At 58.8% G+C, this 16,200-nt stretch carries 18 protein-coding genes and 1 pseudogene; all 19 read left to right on the top strand.

The features are described 5' to 3' along the window. Positions 1-269, top strand: a pseudogene (locus HMPREF0183_RS10690) (methionyl-tRNA formyltransferase); the annotation flags it as partial. Position 270: 1 nt separating this feature from the next. After that, positions 271-1,755, top strand: coding sequence for an RsmB/NOP family class I SAM-dependent RNA methyltransferase (locus tag HMPREF0183_RS10685; RefSeq protein WP_005885938.1), 1,485 nt, complete (start codon positions 271-273; stop codon positions 1,753-1,755). Between the two features lie 3 nt (positions 1,756-1,758). Further along, on the top strand, positions 1,759-2,412 hold the full coding sequence (gene rpe / locus HMPREF0183_RS10680; protein WP_005885936.1) for a ribulose-phosphate 3-epimerase: 654 nt from the start codon (positions 1,759-1,761) through the stop codon (positions 2,410-2,412). Continuing rightward, positions 2,412-3,077, top strand: coding sequence for a nicotinamide mononucleotide transporter family protein (locus HMPREF0183_RS10675; RefSeq protein ID WP_005885933.1), 666 nt, complete (start codon positions 2,412-2,414; stop codon positions 3,075-3,077). The genes rpe and HMPREF0183_RS10675 overlap by 1 nt, the downstream gene beginning before the upstream one ends. A 9-nt stretch (positions 3,078-3,086) precedes the next feature. Continuing rightward, the gene (locus tag HMPREF0183_RS10670; protein WP_005885932.1) at positions 3,087-3,350 is read left to right on the top strand and encodes a phosphoribosyl-ATP diphosphatase; all 264 of its coding nucleotides are present in this window, start codon (positions 3,087-3,089) and stop codon (positions 3,348-3,350) included. Positions 3,351-3,361: 11 nt separating this feature from the next. Continuing rightward, the gene (gene hisG, locus HMPREF0183_RS10665) at positions 3,362-4,216 is read left to right on the top strand and encodes an ATP phosphoribosyltransferase (RefSeq protein WP_005885931.1); all 855 of its coding nucleotides are present in this window, start codon (positions 3,362-3,364) and stop codon (positions 4,214-4,216) included. Beyond that, positions 4,200-4,643: a PH domain-containing protein gene (locus tag HMPREF0183_RS10660; protein WP_156798260.1), complete on the top strand. Its 444-nt coding sequence runs from the start codon at positions 4,200-4,202 to the stop codon at positions 4,641-4,643. Before hisG ends, HMPREF0183_RS10660 begins: the two co-directional genes overlap by 17 nt. After that, positions 4,640-5,818, top strand: a complete 1,179-nt coding sequence (locus HMPREF0183_RS10655) for a CaiB/BaiF CoA transferase family protein (RefSeq protein WP_005885929.1) — start codon at positions 4,640-4,642, stop codon at positions 5,816-5,818. The genes HMPREF0183_RS10660 and HMPREF0183_RS10655 overlap by 4 nt, the downstream gene beginning before the upstream one ends. After that, positions 5,815-7,317 (top strand): carboxyl transferase domain-containing protein, encoded by a 1,503-nt coding sequence (locus tag HMPREF0183_RS10650; RefSeq protein ID WP_005885928.1) that lies wholly within the window; start codon positions 5,815-5,817, stop codon positions 7,315-7,317. Before HMPREF0183_RS10655 ends, HMPREF0183_RS10650 begins: the two co-directional genes overlap by 4 nt. Beyond that, entirely contained in the window at positions 7,317-8,078 is a 762-nt protein-coding gene (hisF, locus tag HMPREF0183_RS10645; protein WP_005885927.1) for an imidazole glycerol phosphate synthase subunit HisF, read from the top strand. Before HMPREF0183_RS10650 ends, hisF begins: the two co-directional genes overlap by 1 nt. Then, positions 8,075-8,413, top strand: a complete 339-nt coding sequence (gene hisI / locus HMPREF0183_RS10640; protein ID WP_005885926.1) for a phosphoribosyl-AMP cyclohydrolase — start codon at positions 8,075-8,077, stop codon at positions 8,411-8,413. Before hisF ends, hisI begins: the two co-directional genes overlap by 4 nt. After that, the gene (locus HMPREF0183_RS10635) at positions 8,391-9,920 is read left to right on the top strand and encodes a chorismate-binding protein (protein ID WP_005885925.1); all 1,530 of its coding nucleotides are present in this window, start codon (positions 8,391-8,393) and stop codon (positions 9,918-9,920) included. Before hisI ends, HMPREF0183_RS10635 begins: the two co-directional genes overlap by 23 nt. Next, a complete protein-coding gene (locus tag HMPREF0183_RS10630) occupies positions 9,917-10,390 on the top strand; it encodes a Trp biosynthesis-associated membrane protein (protein ID WP_005885924.1) in 474 nt (157 codons plus the stop codon). Before HMPREF0183_RS10635 ends, HMPREF0183_RS10630 begins: the two co-directional genes overlap by 4 nt. A 72-nt stretch (positions 10,391-10,462) precedes the next feature. Continuing rightward, positions 10,463-10,741, top strand: a complete 279-nt coding sequence (locus HMPREF0183_RS10625) for an HGxxPAAW family protein (protein ID WP_005885923.1) — start codon at positions 10,463-10,465, stop codon at positions 10,739-10,741. Then, on the top strand, positions 10,738-11,514 hold the full coding sequence (gene trpC, locus HMPREF0183_RS10620; RefSeq protein ID WP_005885922.1) for an indole-3-glycerol phosphate synthase TrpC: 777 nt from the start codon (positions 10,738-10,740) through the stop codon (positions 11,512-11,514). The genes HMPREF0183_RS10625 and trpC overlap by 4 nt, the downstream gene beginning before the upstream one ends. A 25-nt stretch (positions 11,515-11,539) precedes the next feature. Further along, positions 11,540-12,733: a tryptophan synthase subunit beta gene (trpB, locus tag HMPREF0183_RS10615; protein WP_005885921.1), complete on the top strand. Its 1,194-nt coding sequence runs from the start codon at positions 11,540-11,542 to the stop codon at positions 12,731-12,733. Continuing rightward, a complete protein-coding gene (gene trpA / locus HMPREF0183_RS10610; RefSeq protein WP_005885920.1) occupies positions 12,730-13,524 on the top strand; it encodes a tryptophan synthase subunit alpha in 795 nt (264 codons plus the stop codon). The genes trpB and trpA overlap by 4 nt, the downstream gene beginning before the upstream one ends. Beyond that, positions 13,521-14,591: a prolipoprotein diacylglyceryl transferase gene (gene lgt, locus HMPREF0183_RS10605; protein ID WP_005885919.1), complete on the top strand. Its 1,071-nt coding sequence runs from the start codon at positions 13,521-13,523 to the stop codon at positions 14,589-14,591. The genes trpA and lgt overlap by 4 nt, the downstream gene beginning before the upstream one ends. A 29-nt stretch (positions 14,592-14,620) precedes the next feature. Beyond that, complete coding sequence (pyk, locus tag HMPREF0183_RS10600; protein ID WP_005885918.1) at positions 14,621-16,147, top strand: pyruvate kinase; 1,527 nt, start codon at positions 14,621-14,623, stop codon at positions 16,145-16,147. The last annotated feature ends 53 nt before the right edge of the window (positions 16,148-16,200 follow it).

The following is a 16,200-nucleotide window of genomic DNA, read 5'->3' as shown; positions in this document are numbered from 1 at the left end:
AACTCGTTGCGCGCAGCCACGGCGTATCACCCATGCCCGGACCGTGGTCAACCATGGATGGCAAACGCACCAAACTCGCCGGACTCAGTGAAACAGACATCCACGTGCCCGCCGGTGAAATCCGCGAGCACGACGGCCAGATACTCATTGGAACAGGAACCACCGCGGTACAGGTTGAGCGAATCCAACCGTTTGGAAAACCCATGATGGACGCCCACGACTTTGTGCGCGGCAACGCCAATGCCGTGTTTGACGTAGAAGGACAGTAACGTGACAGACGCATCAGATCGTAGGAACAACTCGCGTGGCTCGCGCGGAGGTCGTGGGCCAGGTGGCCGGGGCCGAGGTGGCAAGAACCGCCTGGGCCACCGCGAACGTCCTAAGGCGAACCCCCGTGTCATCGCATGGGAGGTTCTGCGCGATGTGGACCTCAATGACGCGTACGCGAACTTGTTGTTGCCCGCCAAACTTGAACGCACACGCATGAGCGGGCCAGATGCGGCCATGTGCACGGAAATGACGTACGGAACTCTGCGTGCCCGCAGGTTCTACGACGCCGTGATCGAAAAAGTGTCGGATCGCCCCGTTGACCAGATCGAAGCCGCAGTGCTCAACGCGATGCGTCTTGGCGCCCACCAGGTCCTGGCGATGCGGGTTGCCGATCACGCGGCCGTTTCTGAAACCGTGGGCGTGATTAGCAAGAATGCTGACACCAAGATCGCGAACCGCGCCGCTGGCTTTGTCAACGCAGTGCTCCGCAGAATCACTGAGAAGTCGCGTGAGGAATGGCTCGAAGAGCTCTGTGAGGGACTCAGCGACGACGAACGCCTCGAAATCACCACCTCCCACCCCGCGTGGATCATTCGATCACTTCGCCAAGCACTCGTGGCTAACGGGCGAAACGCTGAGGAACTCACTCAACTTCTCGAAGCCCACAACACGCCTGCGCGCGTGTGCCTGTCGGTTCTGGACGGAACCCGCGATCAGGTAGCCCAAAAGCACGGAGAACCCACCGAACTTTCGCCCATCGGAGTCACCCTCACCCACGGTGACCCCGCGCATGTGGACGCGGTCGCCGCAGGGCGCGCCCGGGTGCAGGACGAAGGTTCCCAGCTCGTTGCCCTGGCCTTGGTTGAGGCCGAGGCGAGCGAAGACCCTGCTGACCCATGGCTCGATCTGTGCGCAGGTCCAGGAGGAAAGACCTCGGTGCTGGCCGCCCACGCGGGCACCAAACGGGTGGATGCGGTCGACGCTTCAGCCCACCGTACGGAACTCGTGAAAGACTCCACCCGCGCATTCGACAACGTGCAGGCAGTCAATGAAGATGGGCGCGACTTCGCCCAGGCCAACCCCCAGACTTACACGCGCGTCTTGGTTGACGTTCCGTGCTCGGGGCTTGGCGCGTTGCGCCGTCGCCCGGAGGCCCGCTGGCGTCGTCAACCCAGTGACATCGGGGCGCTTGGGGGAGTGCAACGCGATCTGCTTCGCACAGCAATCGAAGCCACCAAATCAGGCGGAGTGATTGCGTACACCACATGTTCACCACACGTGGCAGAAACTCTTATGGTGGTAGAAGACATTGTGAAGAAGCAGCCGGTGACGGTCATGGACGCCCCCGAGGTGCTCGCCCAGTTGACCGGAAAACCTGCGGAGACCTTTGAGTCAGCAACCGTGGCATCCGGACGTGTGGTGCAACTGTGGCCACACATCCACGCGACCGACGGAATGTTCCTAGCCCTTCTGAAGAAAGACTGAGCCGTGAAGATTCACCCATCTATTCTTTCTGCCGATTTCGCCAACCTCGAAACCGAACTGCAACGGATCAGCAACGCAGACATGGCTCATGTCGACGTCATGGACAACCACTTCGTGCCCAATCTGACCTTTGGGCCACCCGTGGTGGAACGCATCAAAGCCGTGTCACCTGTTCCTATCGACGCGCACCTCATGATCGCCGATGCTGATCGCAACGCCCCGGTGTACGCAGAAATGGGGTGCGAGTCCGTGACCTTCCACCTCGAAGCCGCCGCGGCACCTGTACGCCTGGCCCGGGAACTGCGGCGTTTGGGTGCACAAGCGTCTGTTGCGATTAAGCCGGGAACTCCGGTCGAACCACTCATTGACCTGTTAGGGGAGTTCGACCAAGTACTCATCATGACGGTGGAGCCAGGTTTTGGTGGCCAGAAGTTCTTAGACGTGTGCCTGCCCAAAGTAAAACGTTTGCGGGCTGCGATCTCTGAGCAGAACATGAAAGTCAACATTCAGGTTGACGGTGGGATCTCCGCTTCAACCTTGGACCGTGCTGTCGAAGCCGGAGCGAATGTCTTTGTTGCAGGTTCTGCCGTGTACGGAAGTGACAACCCTGCTGCCACGATCGATGAACTACGTGCTCAAGCGTTGGCCCACGTGTAATGGAACTTTTTTCGTGGTTAAACACCCCGGTTTTTGAGCTACTTGGCGAGCCCGTACCCTGGTCAGACTTTTTAGGCAATATCTTTGCCCTGCTGACCGTGTACCTGGCGCTCAAATGCAACATTTTGTCGTGGCCCGTTCAGATTCTGGGGTCAGTGCTCCTGTTCTCGGCATCAGTGTCCGCTCACTTAGGTGGTAATGCGAGTCGCCAAGTCGTCATCATCATCGCTGCCGTGTGGGGGTGGATGACGTGGAAGAAGAGTCATGAGCAAGACGGTGAAGTGCGTGTGCGCTGGGCAACCGCGCGCGAACGCGTGCTGATCGTGGCCGCCCTGCTCGTGGGAACACTTGGCTTTGGATACATCTTGCATCTGGGCAACTGGTCGTGGAACCCGTTCCCCGACGCGTACATCTTTGTGGGCTCCCTAGTAGCGATGTACGCACAAGGAAAAGCCGTCGTCGAATTCTGGTTCGTGTGGCTCGCAGTGGACCTCGTGGGGATTCCTTTGGCGATTATGGGAGGGTTGCTGTTCTCCGGGATCGTCTATTTCATCTTCCTCATCATGGTGATTATGGGGATCGTCGATTGGGCTAAGAGGAGCAGACAAACGGTGACCCATCCCTCATCTCGGGCCACCACATTCACCTCAGATGACGTGTACTAGCATGAAGGCGTGAAGACTTTTGACGAGCTTTATACAGAACTCCAGCACAAAGTTGAAACCGGAGACCCCAACTCTTCAACCGTAAAAGAACATGCCGCTGGGGTCCATGCGATCGGCAAAAAGATCGTAGAAGAAGCCGCCGAGGTGTGGATGGCTGCCGAACACGAAACCGTCGAAGAATTCACCGCCGAAGCATCTCAGCTCATTTACCACCTTCAGGTCATGATGCTCGCAAAAGGCGTACGCCCAGAAGACGTGTACAAACAGCTCTAGCAGGAGATCCCATGTTGCGAATTGCCGTACCCAACAAGGGTGCGTTGTCAGAAGCGTCCGCGCACATGCTGCGAGAAGCTGGTTACCATTTGCGGTCCAACACCAAGACACTGGTTCACCGCGACGGGGAGAACGACGTTGAGTTCTTTTACCTGCGTCCACGTGACATCGCGGTGTACGTCGGATCAGGAATCTTGGATCTCGGTATCACGGGCAGTGACCTGTTAGCCGAATCGGCTGCCGACGCTCACCAGATCATGGAACTGGGTTTTGGCGCTTCCAGGTTCCACTACGCAGCACTGCCAGGAACCTTCAACAGTGTGCACGATCTGGAAGGCAAACGTATCGCGACCAGCTTTCCTACGCTCGTGAAGCGGCACTTGAAGAAGAACGCGGTGAAAGCCGAAACCGTCAAACTCGACGGGGCAGTAGAAGTATCCATTGAACTGGGAGTAGCAGACGCAATAGCCGATGTCGTCGAAACCGGTTCGACCCTACGCCAAGCCGGTCTGGAAACCTTTGGGGAACCAATCATGCACTCCCAAGGTGTTCTCATCGCCAGGGACGGTGTGAAGGACGAAGATCTGCCAGAACGCGCCCGGATTCTCCTGCGCCGACTCAAATCCGTGAGCGTTGCACGCACCTACGTCATGATGGACTACGACATTCGGGTCAAAGACCTCGAACGCGCAACCGAACTGACTCCCGGGCTGGAAAGCCCCACGGTTTCAACCCTGCAAGATCCCGAATGGTGTGCGGTCCGTTCGATGGTCCAAGCGGACAACGTTCACGCAGTCATGGACAAACTGTACGACGTGGGGGCTCGTGCAATTTTGGTGACGAACATTGGTGCCTGCAGAATTTAAACCGTTTAGGGCTCGCAAGGTGCGCGTGCTGTGCTTCACGCTCGCGCCCATTGTGGTGCTGGCCTATCTAGCTCTCTCGATCGCTTTGACCGTCATTGAGTGGAAATCCTGGCGGGGCTACGACATCGTGTGGATGAACCTTTTGGGTCTGCTCTTTGGTTTCGTCGTGTGGCGCGTCGGATCAATCGAGGCACGCCCCAGCCCAGACGGCCTCACCGTCCGCAACATTTTTTCCACCCAGTTCTACGAGTGGAACCAAATCATCGACGCTCACTTGCCCTTGAACTCCTCCTGGGCAGTCTTGGACCTCAACGACGGAACAACGACCTCGGTCATGGCCATCCAACACTCAGATGCTGGGCGGGCGCGGAGCGAGATCAACCGATTGCGTACACTCATCGAAACCAACACGAAAGGCGAGCAATGACAGGACCACTGACCGGATACACCGTTGTAGACCTCTCACGCGCACTGGCTGGCCCGCACGCAGGACAGTTATTCGGCGACATGGGAGCCCGGGTGATCAAAGTTGAAAACCCGGCAGCCGGAGACGACACGCGTTCATGGGGCCCACCCTTCGTAGGCCCAGAAGACAACCCACAGGCCACCTACTTCCTGTCGTGTAACCGCAATAAAGAATCGATTGCGCTGGACTTAAAGAGCGAAGACGGAAAGGACATCCTCACCAAGCTCATCCGCAAAGCCGATGTTCTCATCGAAAACTTCCGTGTTGGCGTTTTGGCTCGCTTGGGCTTCTCAACCGAACAGCTGCACGAGATCAACCCACGCTTGGTGATTCTTCAGATCACCGGTTTTGGTCACGACGGTCCCGAAGCAATGCGTGCCGGATACGACCAGATCGCCCAGGGTGAAGCTGGCCTCATGAGCCTCACTGGGCCAGACAAAGACAACATGCAGCGTGTGGGGGTTCCGATTGCGGACCTGCTGGCAGGTATCCACGGAACCCTGGGTGTTGTGGCTGCCCTGTTGGAACGCGAACGCACCGGACAAGGAAAAGTGGTGCGCACCTCGCTCATTTCCGGCATGGTGGGCGTGCACGCCTTCCAGGGAACCCGCGCAACCGTGGCGCACGAAACTCCGCTACCCGGCGGCAACCACCACCCATCGATCTCGCCGTACGGCATGTTCAACTGCCAAGACGGTGCGGTACAGATTTCCGTGGGCAACGAACGCCTGTGGCAAAAGTTCTGTGAAGCCTTTGGCCTAGACGCGAACGCCGACGGCATGGCGACCAACACCGAACGTGTGACCAACCGTCCCGCTGTGACCGCGGCCGTTGAGGAAAAGTTTGGGCAGTACCCGGCCAAGGAGTTGCTGGAGAAGCTTTCAGAGGCCGGTATTCCTGCGGGCAAGGTACGTACCCTTCCCGAGGTGTATGAATGGGAGCAGGCGCTGTCGCAACACCTCAAGATTTCCGTTGACCACCCAGTGCTGGGTGACATCGACCTACCTGGTCCAGCAATCCGGTTCTTCGACGTGGACGGGGACACCGAAACCGAAACCACGCGCCTTGAGCACCAAGCACCTCCTCTTCTCAACGCGGATAGCGAGAAGATTCGCGCATGGATCGAGGAAGCATGAAACGCCTATCAGTTGCCGAACTCCTCGACATTGTTGTTGACCAAGGCACGTTTCAAAGCTGGGACGAAGAACCCATAGTTCCCGCTGGCGGAATCTCTGAAGACTACGCAGCTGACCTTGCGGCGGCACGCGAGAAGTCCGGAGTGGACGAAGCCGTTGTCACCGGTGAAGGCATGGTGAAGGGCCGTCGGGTAGCCCTGGTCGCGTGTGAGTTCCGCTTCCTCGCAGGTTCAATCGGAGTGGCGGCAGCCGAACGTTTGGTACGCGCGATTGAACGGGCAACCGCGGAAGGTCTCCCGGTTTTGGCTGGGCCGGCCTCGGGCGGAACCCGCATGCAAGAAGGAACCGTCGCGTTCCTCTCAATGGTGAAAATCACCGCAGCCGTGCACGCTCACCGAAAAGCGGGCCTTCCGTTCCTGGTGTACCTGCGCCACCCCACAACCGGAGGCGTGTTCGCCTCGTGGGGATCGCTGGGACACTTCACGGTTGCCGAACCCGGTGCGCTCGTGGGCTTCTTGGGGCCACGCGTGTACGAACAGATCTACAACCAGCCGTTCCCTGAAGGCGTGCAGACCTCGGACAATCTACACCGCCACGGAATCATCGACGGGATCATCGGACCCGAACGGATTCCAGAAACCGTGTCCAAAGTTTTGAACATCCTCATGGGTGCGCGCGAGGTCCCCAGCCCGGTTGCCGACCCACACACGGCACCAGAGGTTGAGCCTAAAGACACGCACGCATGGGACATCATCACCGCGTCACGCAACCCCGACCGGCCGGGTGTGCGGGAACTCCTGCGGTGGGGTGCCAGTGACGTTGTGCCACTTTCTGGAACCAGCCAAGGTGAAAGCGACCGAGGTCTTCTTCTGGCTCTGGCGCGCTTTGGCTCCGCCCCAGCGATTGTGTTGGGGCAAGACCGGCAGCGTCAGCGTAGCCACGAACCCATGGGCCCGGCGGCACTGAGGCAGGCCCGCCGAGGCATGGCCTTGGCCGGTGAACTCCACATTCCACTGGTCACCGTCATCGACACGCCCGGTGCGGCACTGTCGAAAGCTGCCGAAGAAGGTGGACTCGCAGGCGAAATTGCGCGATCACTGTCAGACTTGGTGACGCTCAAAGCACCTACCGTGTCACTCATCATGGGTGAAGGCTCAGGTGGTGGAGCACTCGCGCTCATTCCAACCGACCGGGTCCTCACCGCGCAGAACGGATGGCTGTCGCCACTTCCACCAGAAGGAGCTTCAGCCATTGTGTACCGCGACACCGAACACGCCGCTGAAATGGCGCAGTACCAACAGGTCCAGGCGGAACACCTAAAAGCCAACGGAATTGCCGACCGCATCATTGCGGAAAAACCTGACGCAACCGATGAGCCACAAGAGTTTGTCAAACGCGTGGCGTCAGCGCTCGAGTTCGAAATTATTGACCTTATGCGCAAGCCCATCCACCGCCGCTACGGTCAGCGTCTAGACCGGTACCGGGCACTGGGGCTGTAATGTCACTTGCAGCCCGAGTCATCCCGTGTCTGGACGTCAAAGACGGTCGTGTGGTCAAAGGCGTGAACTTCATGGACCTGCGCGACGCTGGAGACCCCATCGAATGCGCCCGCGTCTACGCGACAGAAGGCGCAGACGAACTGGTGTTCCTGGACGTCACCGCATCAAGCTCCGGCCGTGCACCCACCTATGACATGGTCAACCAGGTTGCAGAAGAAATCTTCATCCCGTTTGCCGTGGGAGGTGGCATCCGATCATGTGACGACGTCGATCGGATGTTGCGCGAAGGAGCCGACAAAGTAGGCGTGAACACGGCCGCGATCGCACGCCCGGAGCTCATTTCTGAGATCGCCCGGCGCTTTGGCAACCAAGTGCTGGTGCTGTCAGCCGACGTGCGCAGATCAACTGCTACCACCTCGGGCATGGAAGTCACCACGCACGGTGGCCGCACGGGCACCGGGATTGACGCACTTGCGTGGCTGGCCCGCGCCCAGGACTTGGGGGCCGGTGAAATCCTGCTCAACAGCATGGACGCAGACGGGACAAAGCAAGGGTTCGACCTGGAAATGATCGAACGGGCGCGCGAGGTGGTTGACCTGCCGCTGATCGCTTCAGGTGGGGCCGGTGCTGTCGAACACTTTGCGCCAGCGATTCGAGCTGGAGCCGACGCGGTTCTGGCCGCGAGCGTGTTCCACTTTGGCGATTTCACGATCGGGGACGTCAAGGCAGAGCTGGCACGTGAAGGAATCGATGTGCGATGAGTGACGTGAGCGTTTCTTTTGGCCCGGACGGGCTGGTTCCTGCGGTGGTGCAGGATGCGCGCACCAAGGACGTGCTCATGCTTGCGTGGATGAACGCGGAGGCTCTGCGCCTGACTCTGACAACGGGCAAGGCGACGTACTGGTCACGGTCACGGCAGCAGCTCTGGGTCAAGGGCGAAACCTCCGGTCACACACAAAAAGTGGTGAGCGTGCACACGGATTGTGACGCTGATACCGTTCTTCTCGAAGTCGAACAGACCGGCCCCGCATGCCACACGCTCACACCCACATGCTTCACAGGAAGAAGGCTCGATGCAGATCACGTCACTGAGTGAGTTCACCCGCTTAGGCGAAAAGCACAGGATCGTGCCGGTGTACGCCACGGTGTTGGCCGACAACGAAACGCCGTTGTCCGTGTACCGCAAGATCACGCGCGGTAACCCTGGTGAGTTCTTGCTTGAGTCCGCGTCAAACGGGGCGTGGTCGCGGTATTCCTTTGTGGGGCGAAACCCTCTAGCCACAATCACAGCTGATAACAACGGTGAGGTGGTGTGGTTAGGTGAAGTGCCTGAGGGAGCACCCACGCACGGCGACCCGCTGGAAGTGGTGCAAGACGTGTTGGAGCTGCTTCATGCTGCCCCACACCCGTCCTTGCCACCCATGATTTCGTCCCTGGTGGGGTACTTGGGTTGGGACATTATTCGCCGAATCGAAAAGCTTGGACCAAGCCCGCTACGCGAGGACCCACTACCGGAACTGTCCATGTCGATTCCCGGTGACGTGGTGATTGTGGACCACTACACCAACGAACTTACGTTGGTGGCCAACGTGGTCAACGTCAACGGAGAAGAATCCGGAATCGAAGCGGCCTATCAGCGTGGCGTTGAACGGGTGGAACGTCTGCTCGAGGACATTAGCGCGCCTAGTGATCCGTGCCTGACAGTGCATTCACGTCCCGCTCCTGAGGTGTCGTATAGGACTGCGCGTGAGGACTATTTGGCGGCGATCAACGAAGCGAAGAAGCGGATCGTCGACGGTGACATTTTCCAAGTGGTGCTGGGTCAGCGCTTCGACATGGACGTCGACGCCACACCGCTGGATGTGTACCGCATGTTGCGCAACACCAACCCCAGCCAGTTCATGTACATCATGAACATGCCGGGGGTCGACGGTGAGGACTTTTCTGTTATTGGGTCATCGCCAGAAGCATTGGTCACGGTGAAGGGATCGACGATTGTCACCCACCCCATCGCAGGATCCCGCCCACGTGGCACCACGGACGCTCAAGATGCCGCACTGGCACGCGAGCTGTTGGCTGACGAAAAGGAACGCGCCGAACACCTCATGCTGGTGGACCTGGCGCGCAACGACCTGGCCAAAGTGTGTACCCCTGGGACTGTTGACGTTGTCGAATACATGGAGATTGAGCGATACAGCACCATCATGCACATTGGATCCACTGTGACGGGTCAGCTGCGGGACGGTGTGACGGGCGTGGATGTTGTGAAAGCCACGTTCCCGGCAGGCACATTGTCTGGAGCTCCTAAGCCTTCGGCACTTCGCATTATTGACGAACTCGAAACCGTCTCCCGCAACGTGTATGGCGGTGTCGTGGGGTACATGAGCTTCGCTGGTGATCTTGGCCTGGCGATCGCGATTCGCACGGGTGTCATGCGTGCCGGTCGCCTGACGGTGTACGCAGGTGCCGGGATCGTGGCTGACTCCGACCCGGATTCTGAGTTCATGGAGTCGAAGAACAAGGCGGCTTCTGTGCTTAACGCTGCGGCCGCTGCGAACACTCTGGAATCTATTGTGCGCAGGTCTCAGGAGGAGTCTGAGTGAAGCGTTCAACTGCCGTAATGGCTCTGCTGGTGTGTGCGGGGATCATGTGGGTTTTGGGGTCCCAAAATTGGGGCGCCGAGGTCGCGAATCAGACCCCTGCGGGCGTCCAGGAAGTGGGCAGTGAGACGGTGACGAATCGGGTGGGCATCGCTTTAGCGGCGGTGGCTGCTGTTTTGGCCGTTCTACTCGCGATGATGGGTCGGTTTGGCCGTTGGGTGGTCACCGTGATGTACGCGTTGAGCTCCATCGTGTTTGCTGTTGTTGCGGTTGCTCAAACCGACGCAGGAGTACTGCGCTGGGCAGGCCTCGCCGTGGGTGTTCTGGGGGCCGGGCTGAGCCTGTTCATCGCACGCGAGTCGGGAAATTGGACCACACGCAACAAATATGACCGCGACGCCCGCGCGTCGCATGAGGAACCCGACGCTGTTTCTGACTGGGACGCGCTGACCAGGGGAGAAGACCCCACATGATGCAGGCGGGTCGGTTTTCTAAACCTGAGAACTCCATGAGACAATGTCCGCGAGACCAGCATAAGGAGAAGAATGAAATCTCAGTACCGTAACGGGGCTTATGACCTCGACAAGTCAACAATTGACTACGAAGCGATTCAAGACCCTGGACACGGACACTCAGTTGCAGGTTGGATACCAGCAGGCATGGTCATGCTAGCCGCGGTTGCTGGAACCATCGGATTCGTGGCTGGCCCCTTCATGCTGGTGTGGGTTGGTGTAGCACTGGTTGTGTTGGCAATCATTTTGGCTCCCATCCTTCACAAAGCGGGCCTGGGACCTAAGAAGCACCACAACACGCTATCCAAGTGAGTGTCCTTAACAGCATTATTGAAGGAGTCCGAGCCGACCTTGCAGAGCGTGAGGCTCGGATTTCTCTTTCAGAGTGCAAAAAGCGCGCCCTCGACGTAGCGCCGGCTCTGCCGTTCCTGCCAGTTGAACAGTTCGGGCTGATCTGCGAAGTCAAACGTTCTTCACCCTCAAAAGGGCACTTGGCTGAGATCAGCAACCCCGCTGAACTTGCGTCACAGTACGAAGCCGGGGGAGCACTAGCGATCAGTGTGCTCACCGAACAACGTCGCTTCAACGGCAGCCTGGACGACCTCGACGCTGTGCGTGCCGCGGTGAACATCCCAATCCTGCGCAAAGACTTCACCGTCACGGAATACCAAATCTACGAAGCGCGCGCCCACGGTGCGGACCTTGTTCTCCTCATGGCATCTGCACTTAACAACGCGCAACTTAAAGATTTCTACGCACTCAGCACCGACCTCGGGATGACAGCGCTGGTAGAAACCCACACTCTAGAAGAGATGGAGCGGGTGCGCGCGCTGGATGCCGGGCTCATTGGGGTTAACGCGCGCAACCTCAAGGACCTTACGGTTGATACCGCGCGTGTGGCGCCCATTATGCGCCAAGCCCCGCAGGGAACCACGCTAGTGGCGGAGTCCGGGGTGGAATCCGTGGACGATATCCGCACGTACGCACAAGCAGGTGCCCACGTGGTGCTCTGTGGTGAGGCGCTCGTGAAAGCGGGGGACCCCAGGGCGTCGGTGGAAGAATTTACCCGCGCCGGACGTCAGTAAGTCCGCGCCTGTCAGAAAGGTACTTATGGGACCGTATTTTGGTGATTTCGGTGGGCGCTTCATTTCCGAAGCGCTCGTGCCCGCATTGGACGAAATCGACGAAATCTGGCAGAAAGCCCTTGTCGATCCCGAATTTACTGACGAACTTAGGCGCTTGCAGGCAGAGTACGTTGGACGTCCCAGCCTTTTGACCGAGGCGACTCGATTCAGCGAGCACTGCGGGGGAGCCCGCGTGTTCCTCAAGCGTGAGGACCTCAATCACACGGGAAGCCACAAGATCAACAACGTTATTGGTCAGGCCCTGCTGACGAAGCGCATGGGTAAGAAGCGTGTGATCGCTGAAACCGGAGCTGGCCAGCACGGCGTTGCTACCGCCACCGCAGCCGCGCTCTTTGGTCTGGAATGCACCGTGTACATGGGGTATGAAGACACCCAGCGGCAGGCGTTGAATGTTGCGCGTATGCGTCTTTTGGGCGCCGAGGTGGTTGCTGTTAAGAACGGCACAGCCACCTTGAAGGATGCCATGAATGAGGCGCTGCGCGACTGGGTGGCGAACGTTGCGGACACGCACTATCTGATTGGTACGGTAGCTGGACCGCACCCGTTCCCTGCCATGGTGCGGAGTTTTCAGCGGATTATCGGTGATGAGGCTCGGGAGCAGATTCTGGAAGCGACCGGCCAGTTGCCGGATGCCGTGTGCGCGTGCGTGGGCGGTGGATCGAACGCGATGGGTATTTTTGCAGCCTTCCTCGACGACACTGACGTGAAACTGTTCGGGTTTGAAGCCGGGGGAGACGGTGTTGAGACGGGCCGACACGCGGCGCGGTTCTCAGGTGGCCGTCCCGGTGTGTTGCACGGTTCCAAAACGTACATTCTGCAAGACGAAGACGGCCAAACGCTTGCGTCGCACTCTGTGTCGGCTGGTTTGGACTACCCATCTGTGGGACCGGAACACTCGCACTTGTTTGAGACTGGGCGGGCAGTCTACGAACCGGTGGTCGACGACGAAGCGATGGAAGCGTTTAAGTTGTTGTCGCGGACCGAAGGAATCATCCCGGCGATCGAAAGCTCCCACGCGCTTGCAGGCGCCATGCGTGTGGGTAAGAGGCTGGGACCAGAGGCCACGCTTCTGGTGAATCTGTCTGGCCGTGGAGATAAAGACATGACCACGGCAGCAAAGTGGTTCAACTACATTGACGAAGGGGCGACACAAGCATGACCGCCGTGAGTGAACTACTGAGCACAGTTGCTAACCAGGGTCGCAATGCTGCTCTGATCGGTTACTTGCCCGTGGGCTACCCAACCGTGGATGAATCTATTGAGGCGATGGTTGCACTGGCCAAAAACGGATGCGACATCGTTGAGGTGGGCATGCCGTATTCTGACCCCGGCATGGATGGTCCGGTCATCCAGCATGCGGCTGAAACCGCGCTCGAAAACGGGGTCCGTACAGAAGACTTGTTCCGCGCGGTTTCAGCAGTTGCTGAAGCCGGGGCCCTGCCTGTGGTCATGACGTACTGGAACATCGTGTACCAGTACGGGGTCGAAGCATTTGCTAAGCGTCTGCACGAATCGGGAGGCGCGGGAATCATCACCCCTGACCTCATCCCCGACGAGGCGCACGACTGGATCGACGCGGCTGGCCGCTACGACCTCGGCCGGATCTTCTTAGCTGCGCCGTCGTCGACGCCTGAGCGGATTTCAACGATCGTGAACAGTTCATCCGGGTTCGTGTACGCGGCGTCCACCATGGGTGTGACGGGTACGCGTGACACGGTTGATTCGCACGCGCGTGATCTGGTTGAACGGTTGAAAACAGCCGGTGCGCAGCACGTGTGTGTGGGCTTGGGCGTGACCAACGCGCAACAGGTTGCTGAACTTGCCGAGTACGCCGATGGCGTTATTGTGGGTTCGGCCCTCGTGAAGGCGCTCACGGCCGGTGGGCCAGAGGCTGTGGGCGAACTGACCGCGTCACTGTACACTGGAACCTTGAAGGAACCTAGCGCATGAATGGAATCCCGTCACCTACCTGGAGTGGTTTTTCGCTTGGACCGTTGACGATCCACGCGTACGCGCTGTGTATTTTGACGGGAATTGTCGTTGCCCTGTGGCTCACGAACAAACGGTGGATTGCCCGCGGTGGCACATCCGATGACCTGTGGAACATTGCAGTGTGGACGGTACCGGCGGGAATCATCGGTGGGCGTTTGTACCACATTTTTTCCACGCCGGCGCCGTACTTTGGCCCCGGTGGTGACCCAATAGCTGCGCTCTACATTTGGAACGGTGGCTTAGGCATTTGGGGCGCTGTGGCGCTGGGTGTCTTGGTCGCATACTTTGTGGCCAGGTACTACGGCATCCGGTTTCTTTCTTTCATAGACGCTGCCGCCCCAGGGCTCATCCTCGCCCAGGCGATCGGCCGGTGGGGCAACTGGTTTAACCAAGAGTTGTTTGGGGCGCCCACCACTTTGCCGTGGGGTCTGCAGATCGACCCGGCGAGCCCCAACTGGCCAGATCCGTCCCTCCCACCTGACACGCTGTTCCACCCCACGTTTTTGTATGAAAGCGTGTGGAACGTCATAGGTGCTGCTCTGCTCATTTGGGCGGGTAAGAAGTTCCAGCTCAAGCACGGGCAAGTGTTTTACGCCTACATCTGCTACTACACGCTGGGTCGCGTCTGGATTGAAGCATTGCGCATCGACACCGCTGAACACGTTCTGGGCTTGCGGCTTAACGTGTGGACATCAATTTTGGTGTTCGCTCTTGGGGCTGTTCTGTTCATTGTGTCGCGGAAGCGATACGGCGCAGGCAAAGACATTGCGCACACGCGTGAGCGAGTGGCGTATGACGTCGCCGTGAAATCGCATGACAACCCGGAAGACTTCCCGCCCTACACGCGCGGGGCCACAGCCCCCGGAGTTCGCGAAGTGGGCTTTGGCCCCCAGACCATGTCGCTGCCAATCGTTCAAGAAGAAGACGTTGTGAGCGACAAATCATTTGGCTTTTATGGCGCTGTGACGTCCACGATTTCGATTGTCCCGCAGGTTCCAGATAAACAGGGTGACCAGAAGCGCTGAGTGCGGGTAATTCGGGTTAGAGTGGCAGTATGAGGCACGCGAAAATTGTCGCAACACTAGGACCTAAACAAGATACTTACGAAGCGATCCGTTCACTCATTGATGAAGGTGCCGATGTTCTTCGGTTTAACTTCAGCCACGGCACCCACGAAGACCACCAGCGTCGTTATGACTGGGCCCGTCGTGCGGCACAAGAAACTGGCCGTGCGATCGCGATCCTAATCGACCTGCAAGGCCCCAAGATTCGTCTGGGGCAGTTTGAGACTCCCGACCCTATCCCGTTAGAACGCGGCGACAGGTTCACCATCACAACACGGGATGTTGTTGGCACTCGTGAAGTCTGTGGCACCACGTATAAGAAGTTGCCCGCTGATGTCGAGGTGGGGGACCCGTTGCTCATTGACGACGGGCGCGTGCGTCTGCGCGCCATCGAGGTGACAGGCACAGATGTTGTGACAGAAGTTGAGGTTCCCGGCAACGTGTCGAACCACAAGGGAATCAATTTGCCAGGTGTTCCAGTGTCAGTGCCGGCGCTGTCCGAGAAGGACATCGAAGACTTGCGCTTTGGTTTGCACATGGGGGCGGACTGGGTCGCGTTGTCGTTCGTGCGTGACGCGCAGGACGCAGCGTATGTGCGACAGATCATGGCGGAGGAACAAATCTGGATTCCGGTGATCGCCAAACTCGAAAAGCCGCAGGCGGTGGATTGCTTGCGTGACGTTGTAGGTGCGTTCGACGGCATCATGGTTGCCCGAGGTGACCTGGGGGTTGAGCTGCCCCTCGAGCAGGTGCCCATTGTGCAGAAGCGGGCTATTGAGTTGTGCCGTCGTCAAGCGAAACCGGTCATTGTTGCCACGCAGATGTTGGAGTCGATGATCGAGGAGTCGCGTCCTACCCGCGCCGAGGTGTCCGACTGTGCGAACGCTGTTTTGGACGGGGCCGATGCCCTCATGCTCAGTGGTGAGACCGCCGTGGGGACGTACTGGAAAGAAGCCGTGCGCACCATGGGTGCGATTATTGAGTCCACAGAGGCTCACGGCCTGGAGCGTGTTCCGCCTTTGGGAACCGAACCACACACACGCGGTGGTGCAATCACGGCGGCGGCTGTTCAGATTGCACGTCAGCTCAAGATCGATCTGCTGTGTACCTTTACGCAGTCAGGGGATTCCGTGCGGCGCATGTCGCGGATTCGCGCAGACAAGCCAATTCTGGCGTTTACCCCAGACGTGCGAGTGCGCCACCAGTTGGCGTTGTCGTGGGGTGTGCGTACGTTCTTGGTCAACCCCATGCGTCACACCGATGAGATGGCGCGTCAGGTTGATGAGATCCTTTTGAGCTCAGGTTTGGCCGAGGACGGCCAGCTGTGTGTCATCGTGGCGGGTTCGCCTCCTGGCATTTCTGGTTCCACGAATGCTCTGCGGGTTCACGCGATTGGCGACACCATCAAAGGTGTAGCTCCGGTGTATCGGGAGGACCCCGACCGTAATCAGATTGGGGGTTACGGTGAAATTCCAGAACCTTCCACCGGTTCGGTGCGAGTGGTTCGTGAGGAGTAAACATGCGTAAGCCTGGGGAGGCTCGGGCGTTCGCCCAGATGTGTACCGGATGT

It is taken from the genome of Brevibacterium mcbrellneri ATCC 49030 (assembly GCF_000178455.1).
Taxonomy (GTDB): Bacteria; Actinomycetota; Actinomycetes; order Actinomycetales; family Brevibacteriaceae; genus Brevibacterium; species Brevibacterium mcbrellneri.
This window is presented reverse-complemented; position numbering and strand designations above follow the sequence as displayed.

What these genes read in the sequence shown, in the direction of transcription:
- trpA (WP_005885920.1), top strand. Translation starts at nt 12,730, where the DNA reads ATGACCGCCGTGAGTGAACTACTGAGCACAGTTGCTAACCAGGGTCGC.
- HMPREF0183_RS10675 (WP_005885933.1), top strand. Translation starts at nt 2,412, where the DNA reads ATGGAACTTTTTTCGTGGTTAAACACCCCGGTTTTTGAGCTACTTGGC.
- hisG (WP_005885931.1), top strand. Translation starts at nt 3,362, where the DNA reads ATGTTGCGAATTGCCGTACCCAACAAGGGTGCGTTGTCAGAAGCGTCC.
- HMPREF0183_RS10650 (WP_005885928.1), top strand. Translation starts at nt 5,815, where the DNA reads ATGAAACGCCTATCAGTTGCCGAACTCCTCGACATTGTTGTTGACCAA.
- HMPREF0183_RS10625 (WP_005885923.1), top strand. Translation starts at nt 10,463, where the DNA reads ATGAAATCTCAGTACCGTAACGGGGCTTATGACCTCGACAAGTCAACA.
- hisI (WP_005885926.1), top strand. Translation starts at nt 8,075, where the DNA reads ATGAGTGACGTGAGCGTTTCTTTTGGCCCGGACGGGCTGGTTCCTGCG.
- HMPREF0183_RS10655 (WP_005885929.1), top strand. Translation starts at nt 4,640, where the DNA reads ATGACAGGACCACTGACCGGATACACCGTTGTAGACCTCTCACGCGCA.
- HMPREF0183_RS10635 (WP_005885925.1), top strand. Translation starts at nt 8,391, where the DNA reads ATGCAGATCACGTCACTGAGTGAGTTCACCCGCTTAGGCGAAAAGCAC.
- hisF (WP_005885927.1), top strand. Translation starts at nt 7,317, where the DNA reads ATGTCACTTGCAGCCCGAGTCATCCCGTGTCTGGACGTCAAAGACGGT.
- lgt (WP_005885919.1), top strand. Translation starts at nt 13,521, where the DNA reads ATGAATGGAATCCCGTCACCTACCTGGAGTGGTTTTTCGCTTGGACCG.
- pyk (WP_005885918.1), top strand. Translation starts at nt 14,621, where the DNA reads ATGAGGCACGCGAAAATTGTCGCAACACTAGGACCTAAACAAGATACT.
- trpB (WP_005885921.1), top strand. Translation starts at nt 11,540, where the DNA reads ATGGGACCGTATTTTGGTGATTTCGGTGGGCGCTTCATTTCCGAAGCG.